Source organism: Cytobacillus sp. Hm23, from assembly GCF_051842895.1.
GTDB lineage: Bacteria > Bacillota > Bacilli > Bacillales > SM2101 > Nanhaiella.
Map to the genome: position 1 here is coordinate 74,464 of NZ_JBPXRQ010000008.1, position 24,998 is coordinate 99,461.

Below are 24,998 nucleotides of genomic sequence, written 5' to 3' on the forward strand. Positions count from 1 at the left end.
ACGAATTCTAGTTATCAACGTGTTAATTTCTTAACAACATTAAAAAAAACCTTTATAGAACAAAAAAACAATAAGTTTTACTTATGTTAAGTTAGCTTTTATTCGTATTTTAATTATAAACAAATAGGTTATATGATAAAAGATATGAAAGGAGGAATTCATATCTATGATGATTATACTAATATTAATAGGATTCTGTGCATCGTTTATTGGTACGTTAGCAGGTAGCGGTGGACTTATCAGTATGCCAGCTCTACTTTTGCTTGGTGTACCTATCCATTCAGCTATCGCTGCCGCTAAATTTTCAAACATATTTAGTTCATTTTCTAGTTTTTATACGCTGTTTAGGAAAAAAGAGGTTACTTTATCTTCAGTAGTGGTTATTGTTCCTTTGGCGCTACTTGGCGGAATTACAGGGGCACTTTGTGCATCTGTATTATCCGAGCAACAAATGACGATGATTGCAATTGTATTACTCAGTTTTGCGTTAGTAGTGAATATACTAAAGAAACTACCAAAAGAAGAAGTAGTAAATAACATCATTCCGAAAAGTACACGCCCTCTGTTATTCTTCAATGGAGTGTATGACGGTTTATTTGGACCAGGACAGGCTACCTTATTAATGTATACCCACTTATACAACGGATTGTCTTACATTAAAGCAATGGCTTTTACACGTTTTCAGACCTTTATGAGCTGTATCGGTGCATTTTTCACCTATTTCTTTGCTGGTTATTTTGATTGGCAAATCTCGATATTGCTAGCAACAGGTTCACTAATTGGTGGTCTCATTGCTGTAAAAGTTGCCACAAAGCTCTCAACAAATCACTTAAAGAACCTTCTGAGAATAGTAACTTCCATACTAATTATTCAACTTATAATAGGTATATGACCACCTGAATTTAAGACTATCCTAATATTAATAAACGAAAAACGTGGCTACACGGCATTTATTGAGAATTAGCTAACAATGTAAATATTAGAAGGTTATAGACCGTGTTCAGGTCCTACCCCTATGAAAATATCGTTCATCAACTATTTCTTATAAAAAACAATAAACTTTTGTTAACCCTATTGACAATTTAAATTATCGTACTATGATTAATCATAAGTTTTTGAAAATTCGATAATTTATAAGGTGGCTACAATATGAAATATGGGTTTGCTAAACGAGTTCAACATTTACAAGGTTCAGAAGTTCGAGAGCTATTAAAAATCATTGAGAGCGGTAATGTAATTTCTTTTGCTGGTGGTTTACCTGATGAGAGTTTATTTCCTATAAAAGCTGTTGAAGATGCTTTCGAAAAAACATTTTTATCAGGACAAAAAGCTCTCCAATATGGTGTTACCGAAGGTTTTACTCCACTACGTGACTTGATTGTTGAGCTTATGAAAAAACAAGAAATAGTAACAACTACTAATGAATTATTGTTAACGACTGGTTCGCAACAAGCGATTGACCTTTTTTCAAGGATAATGTTTAACCCTGGTGACATCATTCTAACTGAAAATCCAACATACTTAGCAGCTCTTCAAGTATTCAAATCCTGTGAGGCTAAAATTTTACCTGTTTCAAGTGATGAGCACGGCATGTTACCTGATGATCTTGAATATAAAATTAGAAAATATAAGCCTAAATGTATTTATGTTGTGCCTACATTTTCAAACCCTACAGGTAGAGTATGGTCTATGGAACGTAGACAAAAGTTACTAGAGTATGCGAAAAGGAAAAACGTCATTATATTTGAAGATGACCCTTACGGACAAATAAAGTTTGATGACCAAAAATACTTACCTATTGCAGCACTAGACCAGAGCGGGACTCAAGTTGTTTATACAAGTACGTTTTCTAAAACCGTTGTACCAGCACTACGCACAGGATGGATTAAAGGTCCTCACCAAATTATCAGGATGATGACACAGGCAAAACAAGCTGCAGATCTTCATTCCAATTCTTTATCTCAACAAGCACTCTATCACCTTTGTACAGACTTTAATCTTGATAATCATATTAAACAAATTCGAGCTGTATATCATAATAGAATGAAAATCATGCTGGAACTGTTGGATTCAGCTAATATACCAAACATTTCTTACAATATCCCGAAAGGTGGCATGTTTTTTTGGGTAACTCTCCCTGAGAACATTGATGCTACTAAATTATTGACAGCTTGTATCCAAAAAGGAGTTGCCTACGTACCAGGCAAACCATTTTATGTTAGCTCTCCTGAACTAAACACTCTACGCTTAAACTTTTCTCACTCGACTCCCGACAAGCTTAGAGAAGGAATGGGCACTTTAGTCGAGATGTTCGCAGCTGAAAGCAAGCTTCAAAATGTTTAAATTAACATCTTACCTGCAAAAGTTTAGTTGTTCTTTACCCGTTTGACTTTCAATCCAATGAATGACTTATAATGTTGTATTAAAGATAAAGACTTGTGATGAAAATTTTATTAGTTTGCATTCCTGAACGATTTAATTCCTACTGCCCCATTAGAGATAATTGCAAGTAAAATACCACTACAATGGCACTAACATAAAGCTTTATCGCCATTTTTCAACGAACGAAAATAAAGTTCGTATAATATATCATCATCATAATTGCAACAGTATACTACCTTCTCATCGTCCAAGAAGGTAATCCTTCTGCAGTCATCACTAGCACATTTGTTAGTGATGACACAGGAGTAATTACAAAACCTTTATTTCAGCAATAGCTATTGCAATTAAGCATGAATGGAGACTAAGCCCTTGTTGAATAGTTCATGTAAACCGATTTTTCTTATAATTACAGCTGTTCAGCATTGTAATAATTAGGATAAAATTTATTGTAATAACATAACAGCTAGTTAATACAAACAGCTCTTGTTATTTCAGTGAAGTAGCCATTGGGAACATTCCAGCTATGAACATAACCTGAATATGTATATAAATATTCATTGCTTGTCAGTATCATTATTAAATCTTCAACCATTGCTACCACTACAGTTGGAATTTATTCAAACAATGCACTCAGAGCTTTTCCTTCAGTAAAGGTAGCTGTTGACTCTTTTCCATAACCCCAATCATGATCATACTAGCTTTTTCCTTTGTCAACACCATCCCTATGAATCAATTAAGCATCTACTATGTTAAATAGATCATGCTAAATTAATAGAGCGTGCTTTTATCCCACGTACTTTTGATAAATAGAAAGTAATATCACCTGCACTTAATATGCACACAAACGATGGTAAAGTAGTTTAGCGGTATAGTATTGCATTACATCATAAAAAGTAATAAATGCAAAATTCGACTGTTATTTCAGCTCTGAATTTGGAGATAAGTCATGTAAATTTAAAGTTGATACTTACCCGACATACATCTTGATCAATCACCACCTCACTAGCGGCTTTCCTTTTATTAAACGTGAATCTTCAGATGAATAAATTTCGGTCGTTCTTCACACTCAACCCACTTCAACACCTATAGGCTAAGTGTAATTTACACTAAATAAATAATCCGGTTTAGAAGTATAAAGGAACTTATCTCTACTTGGTTGAAAACTAAACTCCAATTGAGATAAGCGCTCACAACATTTTTTGATTAAACAAATATTACCAAATTTAATTTCAGAGAGCTTCAATACACATGAATTAATAAGATGACAAAGGGCCACGAATGACAGACTTATATGTGGACATATATGATAGCAAGTTTGCAAGAAAATTTTTGTATTTTATTACAACTTTTTTGTAATCTTATTCGTCTGTATATATAAAGGCTAAAAAGGAGGGCATTTTTAATGAAAATACAAATCAAAAAAATTTTAGCAACACTTATAATAGTTCTTGTTTTTATTGAGTTAATTAGCATAGCATTCACGGATCATATATTTACACCTTTCCTTATTATAGATGGAAATATTAGTATTTTATATTTTATTTTTTCCTATGCAATCATTACGTGCATAATTTTACTTGGATGTATGTTATTTATAAATATTATGATATTTACTTTTTCTCTGAAAAAGTAAATCTAGCTACTCTACTAAATTTGCTTAACTAAGGAGAAAATGCCTGAGTATAGTGTTTTTCTGATTATATTTCCTATAATTGATTAGAAATTAATAGTTTTAGTATTCATATGATCGTTAAAATGCCTTTGATTTTTTCACTACATATTTGAGATAAAAAGTAACAAAAAGATACTTCATGTATTAAGTAGCTAAAAAACCAAACCATTAAAACAAAACGGTTTGGTTAATTGGTAAGTAGCTTAGCTATTCATTCTTCCATTTTTTGAAAACTTTGCTACTATCTTTGTATTATTTAACGCAGTTTGAAAATATTTTATCTGAGGGCTACTGTTTAATGGGGGAATCTGAGTTAGTTACTTTAGCACTAGCATATAGACTCATTGGAATAATGTAACATGCTATGCTAACTAGTCACTTTTTGACTCCTTATCCATTTACCTCTATCGCTTCACGATCTGTCCAATATAGCTCTGAAAAAATTTCTGAGAAGGCGTCAACACTTCTATCAAGTTCTTCAAATGTATTGTCTACACCGCCTATTTCTAGCGTGATAGCTTTACTAGAAATATCCTGATTATATATGCCATTTCCATCTTTTTTTGATTTTTGATATATTCCTCTACTAATACCAGGGTACCTTTTATTAAGCTCTGTATTCAGTTTATCGATAAATTGTTTATTTTGCTCATAATTTTCATTTTCTGTTCCTAATACAAAATATAATGTTGCGTATTCAATTCCATTAATCATCTTAGTTGTAACATCTCTACGTGCCGAATCCCGATGAATATCAATATAGTACTCTATACGACTATTGTTATTTGTGTTGACCTCTAAAATCTCACGAGACAAGTTATATGACATTGTTGTTTTCCATTCTTTCTCATGCAACTTTGCTGTCATATTCGTTTGATCGTGATGTGCTCCGATCCCTTCTTTAAGAAGATTAGCTGATAAGCGCTTACCTAGTGCAACGACATTCACTCGATTATCATTACTGATTGCATGATTCGGACTGCTAGCATCTTTTATATATGGTAGAAAAGATTCCCAACTATGCGTCTGATAGATATATATAGTCTTATTTGGAATTTGATTTACGAGATTATTTTCATCTAATGTTATATTTTCATCTTGTTTTAGTTTTTCTGTTGCGACTTCTCTTTCTTTTAATAAAACTTCAATTGGTGGTGCCGATTCAAATACGTACGCCGTTTCTTCAGATATACTCGTTTTGTTTAAGGAGGAAGTTATACCTGGTAATTCTCCGCCAAAAAATGTTGTTGTATCACTTAGAATAATATTTGTTCCAAATTGTAGTATAGATTTTGTTATATTCTTAATAGAAAATAAATCATTCTCACTTTCTTCTTGAGAAAAATGTTGATTTTCTGCCTTCAGAAAATGAATTAGTAGATCTTCTGATTCTACATTTCCTAACGCAGTATCAATAAAGCTAGATTCATATTTTATGTTCAAGCCAACGATTAGTGTTGATATGAAGAAGATGAAAAATACCAGCATTGGGATACTAGAAATGAGCAATAACCTCTTGTTTCTATACAGCTTCATATATATAATCCCTCCTATGTTAATCTATATGCATAGACAGGACAGAATATATTTATTTAACAAAATAATATAAAGAATAGTAGATTATACCCCTACTTCTTATTAACACTATTAAGAACAGGTGGTCGAACCTAGTGACTATACCTTTCATATTTTATAAAGAAATAGCTTCTTAATTGGAGACTTATATATTGCTATAAATTGAGTTTAGCAATAAAAATCGGACAAATCAGAGGAGATCATACCTAAAATTTTCATAGTAGAATGTGACTACTGTGGATAATTAAATTGTAAACAGTAATACGAAGGATTTCCTGTTGCCGATGATCTTTAGCATTTTGAAACAAATGACCTTTGGATATTACTCTGATAAGATTACGATAAAAAGACATTGTAAAGTTGATCAACCAATTGAAAACAGCAGTAGTAACAACCAGAGAAAAATCGAGGAGCAATAAGAAGGTTATTAGACATTTGAAGCAGTTCTCGGTAAGAAGCCATTGTATTGACTCGTTTATGAATGTGAAGAAAAAATTAACCCTTTCAATTTATGTGTTTATGAACCCTTTTCCATTAGCAACTCACTTATAAATTCCTATAACAAACAAGTTGTTTTATATCCAAGTACTTGCTATGCTAAATTTCTCATTCTTATAATGTTTTTCACATGCCTTATATGACTTTTCTTAGGTATTTTAATCAATTTTTTGCTTTCTTGTCATTTTCCTACACAACTTAAAACCATTAGCATAAAATATTCTATCTTACTATATAGTATGATTTACCCTTTTAGCAGAACAATTGACTTTTTGTAAAGATCATCGTTGGAATTTACTATTTTGACATCCAGTGATAAAAAGCTAATGTTATGATAATAAGCTTAACAACAAAATATGGATTATATAATCAACCCCAAATACAGGAAAGCATCCTGTAACCGAGAAACAGCTGAATTGCTATTACACTAATAATCTTCCTTCTTATAAAGTTTAACAGAGTGGACAGAGCCACTCTGTTTTTTATTTTGACTCTATTCGTAAACGTTGTTGTTATAGTTCTTATACTTGAAGATAAAAATGTCGTTTACTTAACATTCACCGTTTTATAGAAGAAAAGATACTACGAAATCTAGTTGTTTTCGTGTTTAATGTTTAGACAAAGAATAACAACCTATGTGAATGTAGCTTTTATTTATACACTTGCGTTACCCTTTATTGCTACTTCCCAACATTAACGCATTGGGGTCAGATCCCCGGCACTAAAACAATTTTTCCAGTTGTTTTTCTTGCTTGTAATAGTGTATGTACGTTTGCTGCTTCTGCTAGTGGGTATACCCCTCCAACTGTTAATTTCAATTGGCCTGTTTGTACGTATTGAAGTAATTCAATTAAGCTGGATTGGAGGAGCTGTGGTTTACGCATAATCTGTGGTAAAAAGAAACCGATAACCGATTGGTTACGTCTCATTAACTCTGCTGGTTGCATAGTGCTCATTTCTCCACTAGCTACACCATATATGACTAGCCTACCAAATGGTGCTAAACAACGGACTGTTTTATTAAATATATCTCCTCCAGCCATTTCAAGTGCTACATCAACACCTTTACCTTCTGTCGCTTTCTTTACTTCTTTATCCCAGCCGTCTAAAGTGTAGTTTACAGTTACGTCAGCTCCCATCTCTTGAGCGAGTGCTAACTTCTCATCAGTACTAGCCGTTGCTATTACTTTACCTGCACCAAATAACTTAGCGAGCTGAACGGCAAGTAAACCGACTCCACCAGCAGCCGCATGAACAAGGACTGTTTCACCTTCTTCAAGGCGCCCCATTGTTTTTATAATATGATAGGCACTTAATCCTTGTATTGGTAGAATAACAGCATGGTTAAAATCAACCCCATCAGGTATCGGTATGACTGATCTTTCATCGACCATCGCAAACTCTGCATATCCACCTGATTCCATAATAGTCACAACTTTTGAACCTATACTAACAGAAGTAACATCTTCCCCAACTGCAACTACAATACCAGCAACTTCGCCTCCTAAAACATATGGTAATGTTGTCTCAACTACATATTGTCCTTCTCGTCTCGCTGTATCAGCATAATTTACTCCGATGGCTTTTACTTCAATTAATACTTCATTGCCTTTAGGCATTGGTTTATTCAAATCAACATATTGTAAAACATCTGGTCCACCAAATTTTTCGATTTGTACTGCTTTCATAGTCATATTCCCCTTTTCTATTTACCTTTAAATTGTGGTTTTCTTTTTTCTTTAAATGCGCTAACGCCTTCTAAGTGGTCTTCAGTATGAATCATCAGTGTTTGTGTAATTCGTTCTTGCTCCAAAATATCATCTAATGATGACTCGTAAGACCGATCAATGATCTTCTTCATCATTCCATAAGCTTTACTTGGACCATGGGCAAGCTTCATTGCTATCTTTGTCGTTTCAAATTCAAGGCTTTCAAGTGGAACAACTCGATTTAATATACCTAGTTCCCTAGCTTGGTCAGCAGATACTGTTTCTCCACTAAAGAATAATTCTTTAGCACGATATGGTCCTACTAATCTTGGAAAGAAATAGGATCCTCCTCCGTCTGAAATTAGTCCTACTTGTGAAAAACTAAAGACAAATTTACTGTTGTCAGCTGCTATAATAAGATCACAAGCCAATGCTAAATTAAACCCTGCGCCCGCTGCAAAACCATGTACTGCTGCAATAATTGGTTTAGGTAAATCTTTCATTAGTTTTATACATTCATTTAGCTTACCAATATGATCGTAAATTTCTTGTGACGAGGATTCGCCCATAGATTTTACATCTCCACCTGCACTGAATGCTCTACCCGCCCCTCTAATGACCACCGCTCGAATATCATCATTTTCTCTGGCTAATTCCATTGCCTCTGATAAACCTAGTATCATATGTGAACTAAACGGATTAAGGCTTTCTGGACGATTCAACGTTAAAACCATTATAGGGCCTTCGATATTAACAATTAGGTGCTCATTTTCCATTTCTATCAGTCTCCCTTATTACTAATTTCACAGCTTATGAAATAAGCCAGCCACCGTCTACAACGATATCTGATCCAGTCATATATGAAGCTTCAGATGATGCCATGAAAGCTATTATATTGGCTATTTCTTCTGCTTCGCCTACCCGACCCATAGCTGTACTTCGCTCAATTGTTTTCATAAATCGTTCACTTTCAAGACTTATTTCAGTCATAGGTGTTTTAATAAAGCCTGGTGATACTGAGTTCACACGAATTCCAAATTGTGCAAGTTCATGAGCAAGTGTTTTAGATAAATTTACCACCGCTGCTTTTGCAGCACTGTAATGAGGTAAAGTTGGCGCAGCTTTATGGCCTGATAATGACGCGACATTGACAATTGTTCTGTCCTTTCGATTTCCTTCATCCTTTTCACTACTTTCCGCCATCAGTTGCCCTAAATATTTGGAAACGAGAAACACACTTTTTAAATTTGTTTCTTGAACAAAATCCCAGTCTTCTGCTGATGTATTAAATAATCTAGAAACGGGGGATGCTCCTGCATTATTTATTAAAACATCTAAGTGACCATAGGTTGTTTGTACAAAAGTAGCTAACTCTGTAATACGTTCTTCATTTGTTACATCTGCCACAAAATATTGAACAGCATTTCTATTGACCTCTTCATTGATTTGTTTTGCTACTGTTTCTAATTTAGATTGAGTCCTTCCTACTATTAGTACATCAGCGCCCTCTTTTGCTATTCTATGAGCTACTGCCTCACCTATTCCACTACCGCCACCGGTGATAGCTACGACTGTGTCAGAAAATCTCATACATATCCACTCCTTTTTTATTTTCGCTCTTTTCGAAAAGATTGTTGCTATTGTGATCAGCTTAGTACTATAAAAAGTAGTTTATTATTGTTTGTCATTGCTGTATAGAAGATGAGATACCACGAATTCTAGCTGTATATTATGTGTTTACTTCTCAATGCGAAAACAGCATTTATTTTATATCGATATGATTTTACACAAAGTTTAAAATAATCAAAATATTCCAAGTTCACGTTTGCAATCATACTTTCAGTTATTTATGTGTAAATTTTGGTTTGCGTTTTTCTAAAAATGCTCTTACTCCTTCTTTTATATCCTCAGTTTGAAACACTTCTTCAAATAATTCAGCTTCCCTTTTTAGACCATCTTCAAGCGTTAACTGTACACCTTCTTGAATGGCTTGTTTACTGCGAGATATTGCAGCAAGTGAATATTGACAAATGGTCATTGCCATCTCCTGTGCAGCTAATAATCCCTTCCCACTTGCCACTACTTTATTTACAAGACCAATACGCCAAGCTTCTTCCGCATAAATAGGTTCCCCAGTGAAAATCATTTCCTTTGCTTTAGCTTCCCCTATCAATTTAGGGAGTCGTTGAGTACCTCCTCCACCTGGAAAAAGACCTAGCTTTATTTCTGGTAATCCTATTTGCACGTGATTTTCAGCAATTCTAATATCACATGCTAATGCTAACTCACACCCTCCACCAAATGTTATGCCATTAAGAACAGCAATCGTGGGCTTGCTAAATGTATCGATATAGTTCAGCACGTGATGACTTTCCAAAAATTTGCTTTTCAATCCAGTTTTTCCAATTAAATTAGGAAACTCACGAATATCTGCTCCTGCCATAAATGCCTTTGAACCAGCACCAGTCAAAATAACAGCAACCACTTCAGAATCACCTTCAAGTAATAAAAATGTTTCAAATAATTCTTTACTTACTGAGCTACTCATAACGTTTAACGGTGGGTTATTAATGGTTACTGTCGCAACACCATTTACTTTTTCGCATTCCACATAGAGCATTATTGCTTCACCTTTTTGCTTGAATAATCATAAAAGCCTTTTCCTGTTTTTCTTCCTAACAAACCTGCCTTTACCCTTTCTTCAATAAAAGCAGGTGGTTTATCTTTTGGGTTACCAGTTTCAGCGAAGCGCTGCTGCATAACATAATAACCTACATCTAATCCCGATAAATCCATTAATTCAAACGGACCAATCGGATGTTTCAACGCTTGTTTTACGATCAAGTCGATGTCTTTATATTCAGCGATACCTTGTTCATATAAATACATCGCTTCTTTTTGAAGAGCAATGAGAATTCTATTTGCAACAAACCCAGAAATTTCTTTACGTAGTAGAATCCCTTTACGGTTAATTTTTTCGCAAACATCTAAAGTAATTTGTGCAGTTTCTTCTGAAGTTTGCTCACCCATTACTACTTCAACACAATCCATAACAAGAGGCGGGAAAAAGAAATGCATATTACAAACCTTTTCAGGACGTTTTGTTGCATCTGCGATAAGTGAGTTGACGATTGTCGAACTGTTCGTAGCTAAAATAGCATGTGCTGGCGCATACTCATCTAACTTGTTAAATACCTCGCGTTTTATTTCAAGTTTTTCTACAATTGCTTCAATGACAAAGTCCGCTTTTGAACTTGCCTCTTCTAAATTTTCAGTAAATGACAACCTTTTAAGGGCGGCTTCTTTTTGATCCTCAGCTATTTTACCTTTCATTACCCATTGTTCCATAATCGACTCAAGACTTGTTTTAGCTTTTGTTAATGATTGTGAATTCACATCTTGAATTGTTGTTGCAAACCCACCTAATGCACTTAGCATTCCTATTTGATGCCCCATTTGTCCTGAGCCGACTACACAAATATTCTTTACATCTTGAATATTCATAATGTAACCTCCTTTATACTGACTAGTTAGTATGTAGATCTTATTCACACCCTAGCAAAACTAGAGTAGACTTAACTTATTCTATTTGTATACCTCGTAAAATCATGTCAATGTATATTTCAGCAACATCATGATCGGATTTTGTACCTGTTGGATCAAACCATTGATACGTCCAATTTGTTACACCTAATATACCAAAAGTAATAATGTCTATTTCAAGGTCCTTACGAAACTCTTCCTTCGCGACACCATCTTCTAGTAGTTGCTCGATATTCAGTCTGAATTTGTCACGTTTCGTAAGAATTTTTTGAAGATGTTCATTAGTTAAATTTCTTAGCTCTCGTAAGAACACTCGTGCACTAGGCCCTTGTTCTTTTATATCCGTAATAAGTAATAACACAACATCTCTAAGCTTTTCCTTACAACTTTTTTTATTATCTACTAAAATTTCAAGTTGATGTTGTAGCAGGTCGTCGATGTAATGTAGATGAATATCCATTAATAGTTGTTCCTTACTCGAAAAATAATAATAGAAAGTTCCTTTTGTTACTCCTAGAGCGTCAACAATATCTTGGATAGAAGTCTCAGTAAATCCTTTTTTCTCAAACAGAAGGATGCTCTGCTCTTTAATACGTTGTTTCAAAGTTATATCCTCACATTCTATATTTTTTAATGAAATTATAACACAAAATATCACCCCCTAATTTCTTTATTAGATTAATCTAGGTTTGATTGATATTGATTCATTAGGCTGCATTCGCAATGGTTGTTGCTTTTCGTTCTAAGTTATAAGCATGTATACAACTAGTGTTCTTAACATCTTCATACTTTTATTTATTTAGCTCCTATAAAACTCATCACACAAACCATTATTAGTAATAAAAACAAGTTTACGAAAGAGCATTTCATTTATAAAATGTGTACACGAATAACACCAGTGGCATTTTAGAATTCTTTGTTATAATATCGGAAAAACAGTATATACAAAAAACCTTTTTTTGGTGTTTCTATGATAAAAAGAACGGAAACATATCTTTAGACAATATGTATCTTAATCAATATGCTCCCTGTTCGCCTTGAATCATCTTTCAAAAAGATTTTACGTAACATTATTCTCCCGCAAAGCACGCCTTAATATTTTACCAACCGTCGTTTTCGGTAATTCACCCTTGAATTCTACAATTGTTGGTACTTTGTATGAAGCCATATGGTCTTTGCAATAGTTTATAATATCTTGTTCATTTGTTTGTTCCCCTTGCTTAAGAACGATAAATGCTTTTACTGTTTCACCCCTATATGCATCCTGTACTCCAACCACTACAGCTTCTTGTATAGAAGGGTGTTCATAAAGAACTTCTTCTATATCACGGGGATATATATTGAAACCGCTTGCAATAATCATGTCTTTTTTTCTATCAACGATGTACAAGTATCCATCCTCATCCATTCGGGCAATGTCTCCTGTATATAACCAACCATCACGGAGAGTGTGTATCGTTTCATCAGTCATATTCCAATATCCTTTCATGATCTGAGGTCCAGAAACGATCAGTTCACCAACTTCTCCTACTGGTACCTCTAGCTTGCCATCTGCAATGTCAACGATTTTAAAATCAGTCGAAGGATATGGAATCCCAACACTTCCTGTTTTTCGCTCAGCGAATAATGGATTAGAATGTGTAACTGGACCTGATTCAGACATGCCGAAGCCTTCAACTATTTTAGAGCCAGTTTTTTCTTCAAATGCTTTTAGTACTTCCACTGGCATTGGTGCTCCTCCGCTATTACAAACCTTAATACAATCAATTCCGTAGTCAGTGGCATTAGGATGGTTTAAAATAGCAATAAACATTGTCGGAACTCCTGGAAAAATCGTTGGTTTTTCAGCTTTTATCGTATGCAATACTTCCTCAACATCAAATCTTGGTAGAAGGACCATTGAAGCAGCATTAAATATTGAAAAGTTCATACATGCCGACATACCAAAAACATGAAAGAATGGTAGAACTATTAAACAACGCTCTTTACCTTTTTCTACATCATTTTTGAAAAACTCTTGTGCTTGAACATTATTTGCAATTAAATTACGGTGTGTTAGCATAGCTCCTTTTGGTCTACCAGTCGTTCCACCAGTATACTGTAGGACTGCTATATCATGCTCAGGATCTGTGTCAACTGGACTAACAATTCCGTTTCCAACTTTTATAAACTCATAGAAAGACAAATCTGGTTTGTATGAATGATCGTTTGGTTGCAGACTAACAACTATAATATTTTTTAATCCTGTATTTTGTTGAATCGCTTTCACTCGAGGGTATAACATATCTAGGACAACAACAGTTTGCGCCCCAGAATCTGCTAAAATATATTGTAGTTCTCGCTCTACCAGCATCGGATTAATTTGTGTTACGATTGCGCCTGCAGCCAACACCCCATAAAATGAAATCACGTATTGAGGACAATTAGGTAGCATAATTGCGACACGATCACCTTTGTTAATTCCTGACTGTTGTATTGATGATGCAAAAGCTTGAACAGACATATTTAATTCTTTATATGACATCTTTTGTTGGTAGAATAAAATAGCATCATTTTGTGGGTATTCCTCTGAAGTATTTTGTAAGATTTGTGGTAATGTTGTGTTAGGAATTTCAACATCTGTTGAGATATCATCTGGATAATGGTTTAACCAAACATGCTTATCAGTCACGAAACAACCCCCAAGTTATTATTTTTTCTAAGTTAACCCTCAGATGTAAGACAATTTATTCTCACGTATCTAACAACTTACTTTTATGAAAAATAATTTTGATAGGGTATTTGCAGCATTTCATCCATAAACGAAAGATAATATGTTGTTTTGTTGAATTTCTGTTTTTACAATTTATGCGTAGCTTTCAATATTCATGATAGATTCACAATTTTAATACTATCACCTCCAATTCGATAACGATTGATAAATGTCTAGTCATTTGTCATGTAATACTCATACAAAACTTATAATAATATTCTATAATGACTATGTAATTAATAATTATCATATTTTTACCCATGCCATAGACATGTAATCAACTAGCCTTCGTGTAAGCTTTTCGAAATTGGTAATTTATACAAAATAACTTCTAACTAACCTATCTAGAGAAATAACAACAAAGTTTAGGCAATGTGTTTTATGATTGTATGAAAGTTTTAGAAACCTCACATAGACATAGATTCTTTAGTTATATAGAAAAGAATGTCCTTTAACGAATTCAAGTTCATTTAACGGAGTTCAATTGAAAATTAAGATAGCTTTTCAAGCTCTTGTTTAAGCTTCAACATACCCTTTTCTGCTCGATTTTTAATTATTATTTTTGCTATTGGCATAAAGAAAATATTGGCTAACCTCGAATGGTTTCTACTTTCCATTTTCCAAGTTACAAGCGTACTATCTATTGCTTTAGCCGAAAAAGTAACTGTCATTCTTTCCATCAAAGGTGGAAAATCACCATCAGTTACGAACTTTGAATTATGTGCTGATTCAATGACAGTGATTGGTATTGATTTTTTTATATTGAAGGGTAGTCTCGTTTGCTCAGTATATTTTTTCCCTATTTCACCGTGATCAAGCTTATTATTAGAGGTCATTTCTATTACATTAGGAAACCATTCACCGAAATTTTCCATATTAATTACATAATTATATACATCTTCTATTGGTCTGTTAATTTCTTCTTGTTTTTCTGCTAGGAATATCAACATAACTCCCCCTCATTCTTGTCCTATGTATATTTGAACTAACCGGTTGGTATGTTTGATAATTCTATCATATTATGTAAATCATAGATACGCAAGTTTTTTCACTGAATATTTATACAATATTAAACTACGTAAAAATACACATAAGTCTGTTTTCGTTTTAATTATTGTTTTCGTATTAACAAATAAACACTTACAAAACGAGTGTTCGAATCATCTCTTCTCCATTATCATGATAACTAGCATTTAAAGCCACTTCTTATAGTACAAAATTCGTGATAACAACAATAATATTTACGAAAATAACCTTCAATTATAAGTGGTGTCTTTAACTATACTTGTATTTTTCAGATACTCCCTAAATGTATGCTTGCCTTATGGCATAGGCGCGGAGAGACGATGATTAAAAGGTAAAGAAGGTAATAGCAGTATGTTAACATTTGAATATTAAATTTCCTCTCCTTATACACAAAGCTGTCATAACCGTAATATGCTATAAAGATGCTGTGACTGTAATAATATTGAGGTGAAGTTAAATGTCCGAAAACTCAGCAGGCTTTAGTATACGTCTTGCCGCATTATTATTTGATTGGTTACTTATTGGTTTACCAATTACCTTTATCGCATATTACATTTTCAATGAACAGAGTTTCCTACTAAACCAATTTGAAGTAATATACGGGACCTTACTTCCTGTTTTTTGGAAAGGGTACACAGTCGGAAAAAAAATTGTAGGTATCCGAATTGTTAAAATAGATGGTACGAATGTTCACCTCGGGACTATGGTTTTGCGTGTCATAGTTGCAGGTATTGTATATGGTTTAACACTTGGTATAGGCATTATTGTCAGTATATTTATGGTTCTGTTACGTGAAGATAATCGCGCAATACATGATTTTGTTGCAAACACATACGTGACTTATGATAATTAGCTTATAAATCATTTCAATAATAAAGAGTTTGAACATCGTGGATCAAAAGAATAGACTACATTTACTGCATGGCTCTATTGAGGAACTTGACTACTATAAATTTTTGATAACCCGGAGTGCATTTTCTTTCACTCCGGTTAATTTTATTTATACTGTTTACTGTTTTAGCACTAATTGTTGTTTTTTCTAGTAAAGAAAAACACGTACACAACTAAAATTCGGAGAATCATTTCAATATTCACCAGATATTTAAATTTATGAGAATAAAGCAACCAAGAATACGAAAAGAGTCAAAGAAGCTTTTATGAAACTTTTTCTTGTTTTAAACAACCTCTATTGCACTCATAAAAATTAGCTAATCATATAAAGAACTTAACTGTCATTGTATAACGTTTTAGTAAGCGCAATAGCTGTAATAGATGCTCCAATAGCTTGAAGCCAACTACCTAATCTTGACAAAATTCTTCCCATTTTCTCTTTGTCATTTATTATGTAAAGAATACCAATTGCTAACAGAGCCGCACCGAAAGATTGAATGCTGTTTCCTAGGGCCAACAGATCTGATGACCTAAAAACAGCACCCACTGCGCCGAATGAAGCCCCAAGTGATTGTACACTATTACCAATCACTCCAATTTGTAAACCTTCATCTTCATTTTGTGCCTCCATCATTGCAGCACTTACAGCACTTGCAGCAGACCCTCCTGCTAGTAACCAGTTCCCAAAAATAATCAAATCATTACCTTTATTATTTTCAGCCACTTGTTGTTGTTCTCTTCCTATAGCTCTAAAAGAGTTCCCTACAGCTTTTAAAGAATTTCCTAGCATTATAAGTTGGTCATTAACGGCTTGTTCATCAACTGGTTCAGATTGCCCAATTGCTGCTATAACACTCCCAACAACTTGAATCCACGCTCCAAGAACTTCTAATTCTTTTCCCTCAGTCACCACCCGCCTTGCACCACCGTTCTAAAAACATTGATACATTCATTGTATTCAAGTTATATAAATAGTTATGGAGCAAGGCCTACACCGATCGTATAATTTTTTCATTATGTTTCCTATTATTAACTTTTCTTGCATTTCACCATAATTTACAGCTATATGGTAAGTTTATACGGCTTCTATCGTTTCACAGACCCAAAGAATCCTTAAGACATATTTTATACGAAGATCAACAGTCAAGGACATCCCTCGGTTAATTAATATAAGTCTAATTGCTCATTGCTTGGGCATTCTTACTACTGTAATGAGCCTAGCAAATCAGCAACAGAACGATACCAACTACGTACGTCATATAAGCCAATGCCAACAATATCAATATGATCTGTTGAATTGAATTCACCTAAATAATTCCACATCCCTTTTTCTGGTAATCCTTCGTAAAATACTATCTCGTCTGTTGATCCTAATGTTGGTCCATCCATAGAATTTGTATTGACTACTCCATCATTCTTCCACCAGTCACTATTAATAGTAATACTTCCGTTTTCTGTATATTTACCAAGAAAATCACTAAGAACGTATAATATTGGGTTCATAAATAATTCAGGTTTATGATTTCCTGACCATATAGATGGGTAAGTTTGTTCCGTGGAAACTGAAAAATAATATGTACTTGGTTGTGCTGAAACCCAGCTGTTTATTTCAAGTGCACCTTCTGGGCTGGCATCCCATTCTGCAGTATCTTTCGTATCATTCCAAATAGAACTGTTATATACACGATTAGCATAGCTTTCAAATGTTTCTCCTTCTCTTCTTTTTAGTCCCCATTGATCTAGCTTAAAATCATATAAAATATTGTCAGTTTTTCCTGTTAAACTAGCAGCTAAAGCTATTATCTCCTTTGTCATTGGAAAAAAACTGTCTACTAACCTTGTAGCCGTAGATCCATCATGTGGTGATGAGATAGTAAACACACTACTAACCATTGAAGAATTTTCTTTCTTAAAAAGAGACGATATGTCATTTGAATCAGATAAAGCTAATTCATTTTCGTCTCCATGTTCCAAAAGCTGTGTTAATAAACGAATCGTTTGACCACCTAAACTATGACCAACTAAATGTATTTTATTCACCGTTCCCGTAGTGGAATTCACCTCTCCCCATTCAGGATAAAAACCACTATATGTTCTACCGTACCGATCATGACCGTGCTCAAGTGAATGTGCCTCACCGTAATCAACTGTTCCTCCTTTGATTTGAGCATACAACTCACTAGCTCTATCCCAGTTGCTTGAGAATGGCCCAACTGCTGCACTGTATGTTTCATAACCATAGGAATTTAAATCTTTTTCAATGTCTGTTAATCCACCCCAATATCGAAAACCTAGTAGCTCATCACGTCCCCACCCTACTAATCCATGAACTAGTACAATTGGGTAATGATTTATCCTAGCTAAGCTTTTTTCACTTGGTAATAGATTTTGAGGAAATGGTTCTGGGTTAGTTAATTGATCACTAAGAGTTGTAAAATTACTATTCTTAAATGAGGAAATCTGTTCAGCGCCAACATTGTAAGGGCTTACAAAAAGAACCAAACTAATAACACAAATGCCAATCATCATAGTATATATTTTCATCGCACACCTCTATTGTTTGAATTTTTTTAAAATTTATCATCTTTGAAATTTATAGTCAATAATTACATTAAAATTTCCCTTTATAGAATCGATAGTTCTAGTATTTATTCTAAAACCAGTAGTCCTATACAACTACTATTATGAATATTTTTACATTATTTATATATTTTTACTTTAACTGTTGTGTATATAATGTAACGTTGTCTAATTTTCAGTACAATTGAAAATATCGTTGTAAGAAGTCAAACATTATTTCGAACTAGTAGTTGTTATGTAAGACTAGAATTGTTAAATACTAGTCTAAGATAGCATTAATTAGAAATTTATGTTTTCCTATACTGGTCTAACTTGAATGTGATAGGTCCAATGACTTGTGCTTGTGTATTAGCTTCAATGTTTTCAACTGTTAGTATATATGAAACTTTACCTAGCGTCGGTTTTGTATCTACATGAGTAAAGCTATCTATCGCAAAATCATTACCTACCTCATCTAGTTCACTTTTAGCACTGAAGATAAGATTAGAAGCAACGATAGAATTCCTATACACCTTATATAACAAATCAGGATTACCTCCACCATCTGAAACTTTTGCTCCAACGGTAGCATTTATTACGATCATGTCGCTCGGTCTTATTTTTTCAAAAGATGAACGTGCCAATTCCAGTGGATCCATACCAATGTCAATCATAATACTATCAGATACATTTTTTGGTAATACAAACTGATTCACATCGACTAGCTTTATATTAGAAGCTAGGTTACATGTGCATTTACCGCCTTGCTTTGTTCTAATTTGCTGAATCACAAAAGATAGTGGCCCAACTACAGAAGCCTCGTCATTAAAAGATGTTTCAATCTCAACAGTAAGGATGTATTTTACCTTTCCTAATGTTGGTTTAAGATCTACATGAATGAAGCTATCAATACTAAACTCATCTTGAAGCGTTTCATCTATTTCCGTTCTTGAACTAAAAATGAGATTAGCATCATTAACCGAATTCCGAAATATTTTGTACAACAATATTGGACTTTGCATAAGCGCTTCTGTACCTACGGTAGTCTTCAAGAGAACGATATCATTTGGTGTTATTTGATCTAAAGATAACTCTGCCAATCTTAAAAACATTGGTCCTACAGGAATCATCCCATCAATGAAGCTTCCAGACTCGTTAGGTGATAAAACTATGTGATTCAAATCTACAACTGTCTGTTTAACGGGTTGAGTACACATGCATTTGCTATTTAGTTCTGCTCTAATTTGCTCTATAACAAAAGTAATAGGACCAACTACAAAAACCTGTTCTTGACTTTGTTCTATAAGCTCAACGGTAAGGATATACTTCACTTTGCCTAATGACGGGTTTACATCTACATGGAAAAAGCTATCAATGCTAAAATCATTCTGATTATCATCTAATTCAACTCTACCACTAAATATAATATTGGCTTCACTAATCACATTTCTATAAACTTTATAAATTATATCTGTGTCTCCACTTCCCTCTTCTACTCTAGAACCAACAGTTGCATGAATAGATACTTTGTCTGTCATTCTTACATCTTTTAGCTGCAGTTCTGCTAATTGGAGAAATTGTGGTGACAAAGGGATCTCTTTCTCAACACTACCAGATGTATTAGGATTTAATGTAAATTGTTTTGTTTTAATTAATGTCTCTTCAACGTTTTGTAGACACTTACATACTTGTTTTCTCATTTTATTCCCCCCATTTATGTCATAATGTATTCTATGACTCTAAGGTGCTCTTTGGTATGGGGATTATTCTTATAAATAGTGATAAAATAAAGTATAATAATACACACATTCTGTTGAAATGTAACCCTCAACTACTAAAACTTGTTACATATTATCCTAATAGAATTTATTAATGATGTTAGCACCCTGATCTTTTGTCGAAAAAAGATGTTGCTATTTTAAATAATGCTCAGATTCCGCATTAATTGGTGCTTTGCGTAATAAGAGCTAAAAAAGTATATATTTAATGCTCGAGGCATCTTTTCATCTTTAGATACTTAAAAACGGTAAAATACGCATTAGTTACTTAAATTTAAGTGAAACAGCAATAAAGTTTTTGAAAAAAAGCCCTTAACTAATGTTGAACAGTTAGATGGTGGTTTATCAAATTGACATTGTATAGTACTAAACAGATGCCGTATGTAAATGAATACATGTAATCTCTTAAGCATAAAAGCTATCAATTCGTCCAATTCAGCCCTATCAATATGGTCACATCCTAAATACGATAATGTTTACCAATCAATATAAGTATTTTGAAAGGAAGATATTTATGAAAGTTGTATCCTGTGTTCCAGCAGCAACCCATATGATTAATGCTTTAGGCTTAGATCAGTTTTTAAGCGGGGTTACGTTTGAGTGTCCATCTTCTAAGCCAAAAGTAGTTAGATCGGTATTAGAAGATAACCAATTGACCTCTTCAGAAATTAATGAAACTGTCTCTGAATATATGGAAGAACAAAGATCGCTCTATTATATAGATCAAGAATTACTTGAACAAATTGAACCCGACATCATGTTCACCCAACACGTTTGTGACGTTTGCCAAATAGGAACATCCTATGTAGAAAAGGCTATATACAAATTATCGAAGCAGCCAAAAATTATACCGCTTATTCCAAAAAATCTTAACGATATTTTTGACAATGTCATAACAGTTGCTAAGGAGCTTGGTTCTGAACAAAAAGGAATAGATGCAGTTATAGGTTATAAAGATAGGCTTAATCGAATTCAAAGAAAATTGATGGAAAATAACAGAAGGAATAGTCAAGTTTTTTTCATGGAATGGATAAACCCAATTTATAACTCGGGTCATTGGATTCCAGATTTATTACACCTAGCTGGGGGAGATGATATTTTTGCGAAGAATGAGGGGCACTCTAACCCCATAAAATGGGAGGATCTTAAACAATATGATCCCGAAATAATAATTATTTCACCGTGCGGATATGATCGGAAAAAGGCCGTTGAAGAAGTAAAACAACTCCAACAATTAGATGGTTGGAAACAACTGAGAGCTGTAAACAACAATAATGTTTACCTTGTTGACCCAAATCTATTTACACAACCTAGCATCGGTGTAATAGATGGTGTAGAGCTTTTGGCAGCTCTTTTTCATTGGGACATAATCTCAATGCCTAAACATCTTACAAAAAAATATATTAAGATATAAATAGTTGGGGTTTATCCCCCAACTGTTCACCACATTATATCACTGGAGGTCTGACCCTCTCTTGCTGTACTTCCGCCTTTTCTTCTTTTTTAAGGTCTAAATGAAACGGATTTTTATTATTTTGATTCTGTTTATCTACGTCCATACTAACTCCAATTGAGGCACCAGAGTTAGTCGTTGTATCATTTAGAATTCCATCTTCGCTAGTAGGATCTGTATGATATGAATGTTCCTCAAAACTCATTCCTTTTTTAGGCATGGACACACCTCCTTTACGTATATCATTTGTGTTCTAGGCAAATCTATACAAAATAATATATAAAGGAAGCAAATTAAAGTGACATTCGTTTCTAATGGTTAAAAAACAAGGCTCTTTTCGTAAGATCTGTTCATATTTACAAAGTTACCACAGTAAAAAAGAAGTGATTAATATCATATTATAGAAGAACAGATGCCACGAATGACAGTCACATAAGTGAGTATTCATAGTACGAAAAGCAACATTGATGCGAAAACAGCTATTAATTAAAATCGGATACAAAAAAACTGAGCATAAATATCTTAATATACTCAAAAAATAGGGGATAATATATTTATATTGAAGTAACGATACTTTCAAAGCTACAATTACTGTTTGTTCACTTTCACTTAATAATTTGGGACAACTTATTGATCTTTTAATAGTAATTTTATAGTAAGAAATAAATTTAATTGCATCCAAAACTTACTTTTTTACACTATCTACAACTTTTTCGAGAGGAAGAACTGTAGCTCTTACTCTTAATTCAGTATGATAACTTATTAATATCGATATTTTTTTCTTTTTAATGAAAGGAAGGATATATTTATAAGTACTAGAAAAATCTCGCTATTCATTGAGCCTTTCATATTCTAGATTTTTGTTTAGTTCACTTAACAATTTATTTTGCTCCTCTTGCTTTTCAATGATTGTCATTAAATGCTTTTGAACATTACCCATAAAAGATAAGACAGTAAATATAATAACTAGCCATAGTACATATATTACTATTTCCACAAAATTCACTTCTCCTTTCTTAAATCCTGTACGATTTAGTTCGGATTAAGGTAATTTTATGTCTCCAAAGTGAATGCTCTGTATGACCTCAGGAAGAAAATGTTTTTCACAATGAAAAACTCTCTTAGCTAAACTATGTACAGAATCGTGTTTTAACACATCAACTTTACGTTGTGCTAATATTTTTCCCTTATCATAAACATCGTCGATGATATGAACAGTCACCCCTGTAACCGTTTCTCTAGCCTCTAATACCACTTTATGAACGTTATTTCCATACATACCCTTTCCACCGTATTTCGGTAATAGAGATGGATGAATATTAATAATTCTTCCTGAAAAAGCATCTAATGTTTTTGGACCTATTTTTTTTAAATACCCACTTAAAATGACAAGGTCTACACTGTGCTTTACTAAAGTATCCCTAATATGTGAATCTAGCTTTGTTGAGTCGTTAATAGTATTGTTGCTAATGTGATATGACGGAATCCCTTCTCTCCTTCCATATTCCAAAGCTTCTGAGTTACTATTATTACTTATTACAACACCCGCATTTGCTGATAAGTTCCCCTGTCTAATCGCTTCTACAATTGATTTCATATTACTACCACCGTGAGAAGCTAAAAATCCTACTTGTAATAACTTCTTTTCTACCTTACGCTCTTGATTAATTTGCATAATAGATACACCTCACCTAGAAACTTCACATAGTCTCATAACGATTTACAATGAAAGGATTGACTATATGATTCCACTGTTAGTTTACCAGCAATATCCTAGTTTTAACAGGGTATATTTTACTTTATTGGTATATTTATTGAATCTAAAACATGATGTTCATATGTAAATGCGTTTTCGCATCGAATATTGTTTTTCGTATTGAGATTTAAACTGATACACTACTAGAGTTCGTGGTATTTTCTCTTTTCTAAAACGATGACTAAGGTATAAAACCACATATCCCAGATCAAATTTGATAAAAATAGCAACAAAGTTTACGAAAAGAGCTTATGTTTTTAATATAGCTTCATAAAATTCCTACAAGTAATTTTTGATAAAAAAACTACAAAAACATTTGATCTAGTGTCTAGAGCTTCTTCTTAAGACACTTGTCAATTTATAAAAAAAATATGATTTTTGATGATTGATTCAGGTAAAATAGGATATTCGACTCATGATAAATTAGCGTATTTATTAATTGCAGCTTTTTAGATCAACCAATTGATGTACACCTTTATTAGCTATCAATCAAACAATTCCTTAAAATAAACCTCTCGATTTTCTAAAAATCTTCTCGTAATTTGATAATGGCTCGTTTGTTCATAATCAATTGTACTTATTGGTGAAGTGTCAAAAGAAAGAATTTGTGCCATTGGGAATCCCAACAATATCGGAGAGTGTGTTGCAATTATAAATTGAGAATATTCTTTAAGTTCATGAATAATACTTAATAATGATAGCTGACGTGCAGGAGACAAAGCTGCTTCAGGTTCATCTAACAAATATATCCCTTTGCGATCAAACCGATTTGTAAATAGAGTAAGAAATGATTCACCATGAGACTGTTCGTGTAATGATTTCCCCCCATATCCCTGATAATGAAAAGCTCTATCCTCTCTTGCTAATTGATCTAAGTAACTTGCAAAATGATAGAAGCTTTCTGCTCTTAAAAAAAATCCATCAGTCATTTTCGGAAGCCAAGAAAGACGAATGTATTTACTTAAATGTGACTGCGATGCATCGACCTCATATATATTATTCCTGCTCCCGCCTGCAGTATGAAAATCACATTTATCAGCAATTGCTTCAAGCAGAGTTGATTTTCCTGACCCATTTTCACCGACAAAAAAAGTTACATTACTCTCAAAACGGATTTGCTCAATTGATCTAAATGCTTGTATGTTATGGGGATAGTTAGTTTCTTCTCCAATTTTCTCTTGTAAGAAAGTTAATTCTCTTAGATACATGATAATCTCCCATTAAATTATTATATTTTTATAAGTGAGAGTTCATTTTACCATAGTGAGCAATATAGAATGAACACAGACAATGCTTAAATGTACCTGAACCTTGTAACAACAATGGGAAGTTTAACATACAAGAGCTTTGGTGGACTGCTATTCATTTAATTAATTCATTTAATGATAAAACTTGGTGCGCAAA

Annotated in this window: 20 protein-coding genes; 4 read left to right on the forward strand and 16 right to left on the reverse strand. The window is 33.5% G+C overall.

All coding sequences use genetic code 11. The features are described 5' to 3' along the window. The first annotated feature begins 166 nt into the window (after nt 1-166). On the forward strand, nt 167-892 hold the full coding sequence (locus tag ACSVDA_RS06770) for a sulfite exporter TauE/SafE family protein (RefSeq protein WP_485881876.1): 726 nt from the start codon (nt 167-169) through the stop codon (nt 890-892). Nucleotides 893-1,149: 257 nt separating this feature from the next. Then, nucleotides 1,150-2,343 (forward strand): aminotransferase-like domain-containing protein, encoded by a 1,194-nt coding sequence (locus ACSVDA_RS06775; RefSeq protein ID WP_485881878.1) that lies wholly within the window; start codon nt 1,150-1,152, stop codon nt 2,341-2,343. Nucleotides 2,344-4,444: 2,101 nt separating this feature from the next. Here the strand turns inward: ACSVDA_RS06775 and spoIIP are convergent. From spoIIP to ACSVDA_RS06820, 9 genes are all read right to left on the reverse strand, one after another. Next, nucleotides 4,445-5,590: a stage II sporulation protein P gene (gene spoIIP / locus ACSVDA_RS06780; RefSeq protein WP_485881879.1), complete on the reverse strand. Its 1,146-nt coding sequence runs from the start codon at nt 5,588-5,590 to the stop codon at nt 4,445-4,447. 1,244 nt (nt 5,591-6,834) lie between these two features. Further along, complete coding sequence (locus ACSVDA_RS06785) at nt 6,835-7,815, reverse strand: quinone oxidoreductase family protein (protein ID WP_485881881.1); 981 nt, start codon at nt 7,813-7,815, stop codon at nt 6,835-6,837. Between the two features lie 17 nt (nt 7,816-7,832). After that, nucleotides 7,833-8,612, reverse strand: coding sequence for an enoyl-CoA hydratase/isomerase family protein (locus ACSVDA_RS06790; RefSeq protein WP_485881883.1), 780 nt, complete (start codon nt 8,610-8,612; stop codon nt 7,833-7,835). 34 nt (nt 8,613-8,646) lie between these two features. Then, on the reverse strand, nt 8,647-9,426 hold the full coding sequence (locus ACSVDA_RS06795) for an SDR family NAD(P)-dependent oxidoreductase (protein WP_485881885.1): 780 nt from the start codon (nt 9,424-9,426) through the stop codon (nt 8,647-8,649). 253 nt (nt 9,427-9,679) lie between these two features. Further along, nucleotides 9,680-10,456, reverse strand: coding sequence for an enoyl-CoA hydratase (locus ACSVDA_RS06800; RefSeq protein ID WP_485881886.1), 777 nt, complete (start codon nt 10,454-10,456; stop codon nt 9,680-9,682). Then, nucleotides 10,456-11,340: a 3-hydroxyacyl-CoA dehydrogenase family protein gene (locus ACSVDA_RS06805; RefSeq protein WP_485881888.1), complete on the reverse strand. Its 885-nt coding sequence runs from the start codon at nt 11,338-11,340 to the stop codon at nt 10,456-10,458. Before ACSVDA_RS06805 ends, ACSVDA_RS06800 begins: the two co-directional genes overlap by 1 nt. Before the next feature lie 76 nt (nt 11,341-11,416). Further along, complete coding sequence (locus ACSVDA_RS06810) at nt 11,417-11,983, reverse strand: TetR/AcrR family transcriptional regulator (protein ID WP_485881889.1); 567 nt, start codon at nt 11,981-11,983, stop codon at nt 11,417-11,419. Nucleotides 11,984-12,439: 456 nt separating this feature from the next. Then, nucleotides 12,440-14,050, reverse strand: coding sequence for a long-chain-fatty-acid--CoA ligase (locus ACSVDA_RS06815; protein ID WP_485881891.1), 1,611 nt, complete (start codon nt 14,048-14,050; stop codon nt 12,440-12,442). 572 nt (nt 14,051-14,622) lie between these two features. Further along, nucleotides 14,623-15,081: an SRPBCC family protein gene (locus ACSVDA_RS06820; protein ID WP_485881892.1), complete on the reverse strand. Its 459-nt coding sequence runs from the start codon at nt 15,079-15,081 to the stop codon at nt 14,623-14,625. A 533-nt stretch (nt 15,082-15,614) separates the two neighbouring features. On the opposite strand from ACSVDA_RS06820, the gene ACSVDA_RS06825 reads away from it, so the two are divergent. Continuing rightward, complete coding sequence (locus ACSVDA_RS06825) at nt 15,615-16,010, forward strand: RDD family protein (RefSeq protein WP_485881893.1); 396 nt, start codon at nt 15,615-15,617, stop codon at nt 16,008-16,010. A gap of 372 nt (nt 16,011-16,382) precedes the next feature. Here ACSVDA_RS06825 and ACSVDA_RS06830 read toward each other — a convergent pair whose 3' ends face one another. The 3 genes from ACSVDA_RS06830 to ACSVDA_RS06840 all read right to left on the reverse strand — a co-directional run bounded on the left by ACSVDA_RS06830 (nt 16,383) and on the right by ACSVDA_RS06840 (nt 20,307). Beyond that, nucleotides 16,383-16,961 carry a DUF6944 family repetitive protein gene (locus tag ACSVDA_RS06830; RefSeq protein ID WP_485881894.1) on the reverse strand — a complete coding sequence of 193 codons (579 nt, stop codon included), beginning with the start codon at nt 16,959-16,961 and terminating at the stop codon, nt 16,383-16,385. Between the two features lie 290 nt (nt 16,962-17,251). Then, on the reverse strand, nt 17,252-18,592 hold the full coding sequence (locus ACSVDA_RS06835; RefSeq protein ID WP_485881895.1) for an esterase/lipase family protein: 1,341 nt from the start codon (nt 18,590-18,592) through the stop codon (nt 17,252-17,254). Nucleotides 18,593-18,915: 323 nt separating this feature from the next. Next, nucleotides 18,916-20,307, reverse strand: coding sequence for a hypothetical protein (locus tag ACSVDA_RS06840; RefSeq protein WP_485881896.1), 1,392 nt, complete (start codon nt 20,305-20,307; stop codon nt 18,916-18,918). A gap of 592 nt (nt 20,308-20,899) precedes the next feature. On the opposite strand from ACSVDA_RS06840, the gene ACSVDA_RS06845 reads away from it, so the two are divergent. Continuing rightward, the gene (locus tag ACSVDA_RS06845) at nt 20,900-21,799 is read left to right on the forward strand and encodes an ABC transporter substrate-binding protein (RefSeq protein WP_485881897.1); all 900 of its coding nucleotides are present in this window, start codon (nt 20,900-20,902) and stop codon (nt 21,797-21,799) included. Between the two features lie 34 nt (nt 21,800-21,833). Here ACSVDA_RS06845 and ACSVDA_RS06850 read toward each other — a convergent pair whose 3' ends face one another. The 4 genes from ACSVDA_RS06850 to ACSVDA_RS06865 all read right to left on the reverse strand — a co-directional run bounded on the left by ACSVDA_RS06850 (nt 21,834) and on the right by ACSVDA_RS06865 (nt 24,802). Further along, nucleotides 21,834-22,058 (reverse strand): hypothetical protein, encoded by a 225-nt coding sequence (locus tag ACSVDA_RS06850; RefSeq protein ID WP_485881898.1) that lies wholly within the window; start codon nt 22,056-22,058, stop codon nt 21,834-21,836. A gap of 609 nt (nt 22,059-22,667) precedes the next feature. Continuing rightward, nucleotides 22,668-22,835 (reverse strand): hypothetical protein, encoded by a 168-nt coding sequence (locus ACSVDA_RS06855; RefSeq protein ID WP_320209792.1) that lies wholly within the window; start codon nt 22,833-22,835, stop codon nt 22,668-22,670. A 45-nt stretch (nt 22,836-22,880) separates the two neighbouring features. Further along, nucleotides 22,881-23,513, reverse strand: a complete 633-nt coding sequence (gene purN / locus ACSVDA_RS06860; protein WP_485881899.1) for a phosphoribosylglycinamide formyltransferase — start codon at nt 23,511-23,513, stop codon at nt 22,881-22,883. Nucleotides 23,514-24,079: 566 nt separating this feature from the next. Continuing rightward, the gene (locus ACSVDA_RS06865) at nt 24,080-24,802 is read right to left on the reverse strand and encodes an AAA family ATPase (RefSeq protein WP_485881900.1); all 723 of its coding nucleotides are present in this window, start codon (nt 24,800-24,802) and stop codon (nt 24,080-24,082) included. Between the last annotated feature and the right edge of the window lie 196 nt (nt 24,803-24,998).

Excerpts from the sequence above, each read along its gene's own strand:
- ACSVDA_RS06770 (WP_485881876.1), top strand. The coding sequence starts at position 167 with ATGATGATTATACTAATATTAATAGGATTCTGTGCATCGTTTATTGGT.
- ACSVDA_RS06775 (WP_485881878.1), top strand. The coding sequence starts at position 1,150 with ATGAAATATGGGTTTGCTAAACGAGTTCAACATTTACAAGGTTCAGAA.
- spoIIP (WP_485881879.1), bottom strand. The coding sequence starts at position 5,590 with ATGAAGCTGTATAGAAACAAGAGGTTATTGCTCATTTCTAGTATCCCA.
- ACSVDA_RS06785 (WP_485881881.1), bottom strand. The coding sequence starts at position 7,815 with ATGAAAGCAGTACAAATCGAAAAATTTGGTGGACCAGATGTTTTACAA.
- ACSVDA_RS06790 (WP_485881883.1), bottom strand. The coding sequence starts at position 8,612 with ATGGAAAATGAGCACCTAATTGTTAATATCGAAGGCCCTATAATGGTT.
- ACSVDA_RS06795 (WP_485881885.1), bottom strand. The coding sequence starts at position 9,426 with ATGAGATTTTCTGACACAGTCGTAGCTATCACCGGTGGCGGTAGTGGA.
- ACSVDA_RS06800 (WP_485881886.1), bottom strand. The coding sequence starts at position 10,456 with ATGCTCTATGTGGAATGCGAAAAAGTAAATGGTGTTGCGACAGTAACC.
- ACSVDA_RS06805 (WP_485881888.1), bottom strand. The coding sequence starts at position 11,340 with ATGAATATTCAAGATGTAAAGAATATTTGTGTAGTCGGCTCAGGACAA.
- ACSVDA_RS06820 (WP_485881892.1), bottom strand. The coding sequence starts at position 15,081 with ATGTTGATATTCCTAGCAGAAAAACAAGAAGAAATTAACAGACCAATA.
- ACSVDA_RS06825 (WP_485881893.1), top strand. The coding sequence starts at position 15,615 with ATGTCCGAAAACTCAGCAGGCTTTAGTATACGTCTTGCCGCATTATTA.
- ACSVDA_RS06835 (WP_485881895.1), bottom strand. The coding sequence starts at position 18,592 with ATGAAAATATATACTATGATGATTGGCATTTGTGTTATTAGTTTGGTT.
- ACSVDA_RS06840 (WP_485881896.1), bottom strand. The coding sequence starts at position 20,307 with ATGAGAAAACAAGTATGTAAGTGTCTACAAAACGTTGAAGAGACATTA.
- ACSVDA_RS06845 (WP_485881897.1), top strand. The coding sequence starts at position 20,900 with ATGAAAGTTGTATCCTGTGTTCCAGCAGCAACCCATATGATTAATGCT.
- ACSVDA_RS06850 (WP_485881898.1), bottom strand. The coding sequence starts at position 22,058 with ATGCCTAAAAAAGGAATGAGTTTTGAGGAACATTCATATCATACAGAT.
- purN (WP_485881899.1), bottom strand. The coding sequence starts at position 23,513 with ATGCAAATTAATCAAGAGCGTAAGGTAGAAAAGAAGTTATTACAAGTA.
- ACSVDA_RS06865 (WP_485881900.1), bottom strand. The coding sequence starts at position 24,802 with ATGTATCTAAGAGAATTAACTTTCTTACAAGAGAAAATTGGAGAAGAA.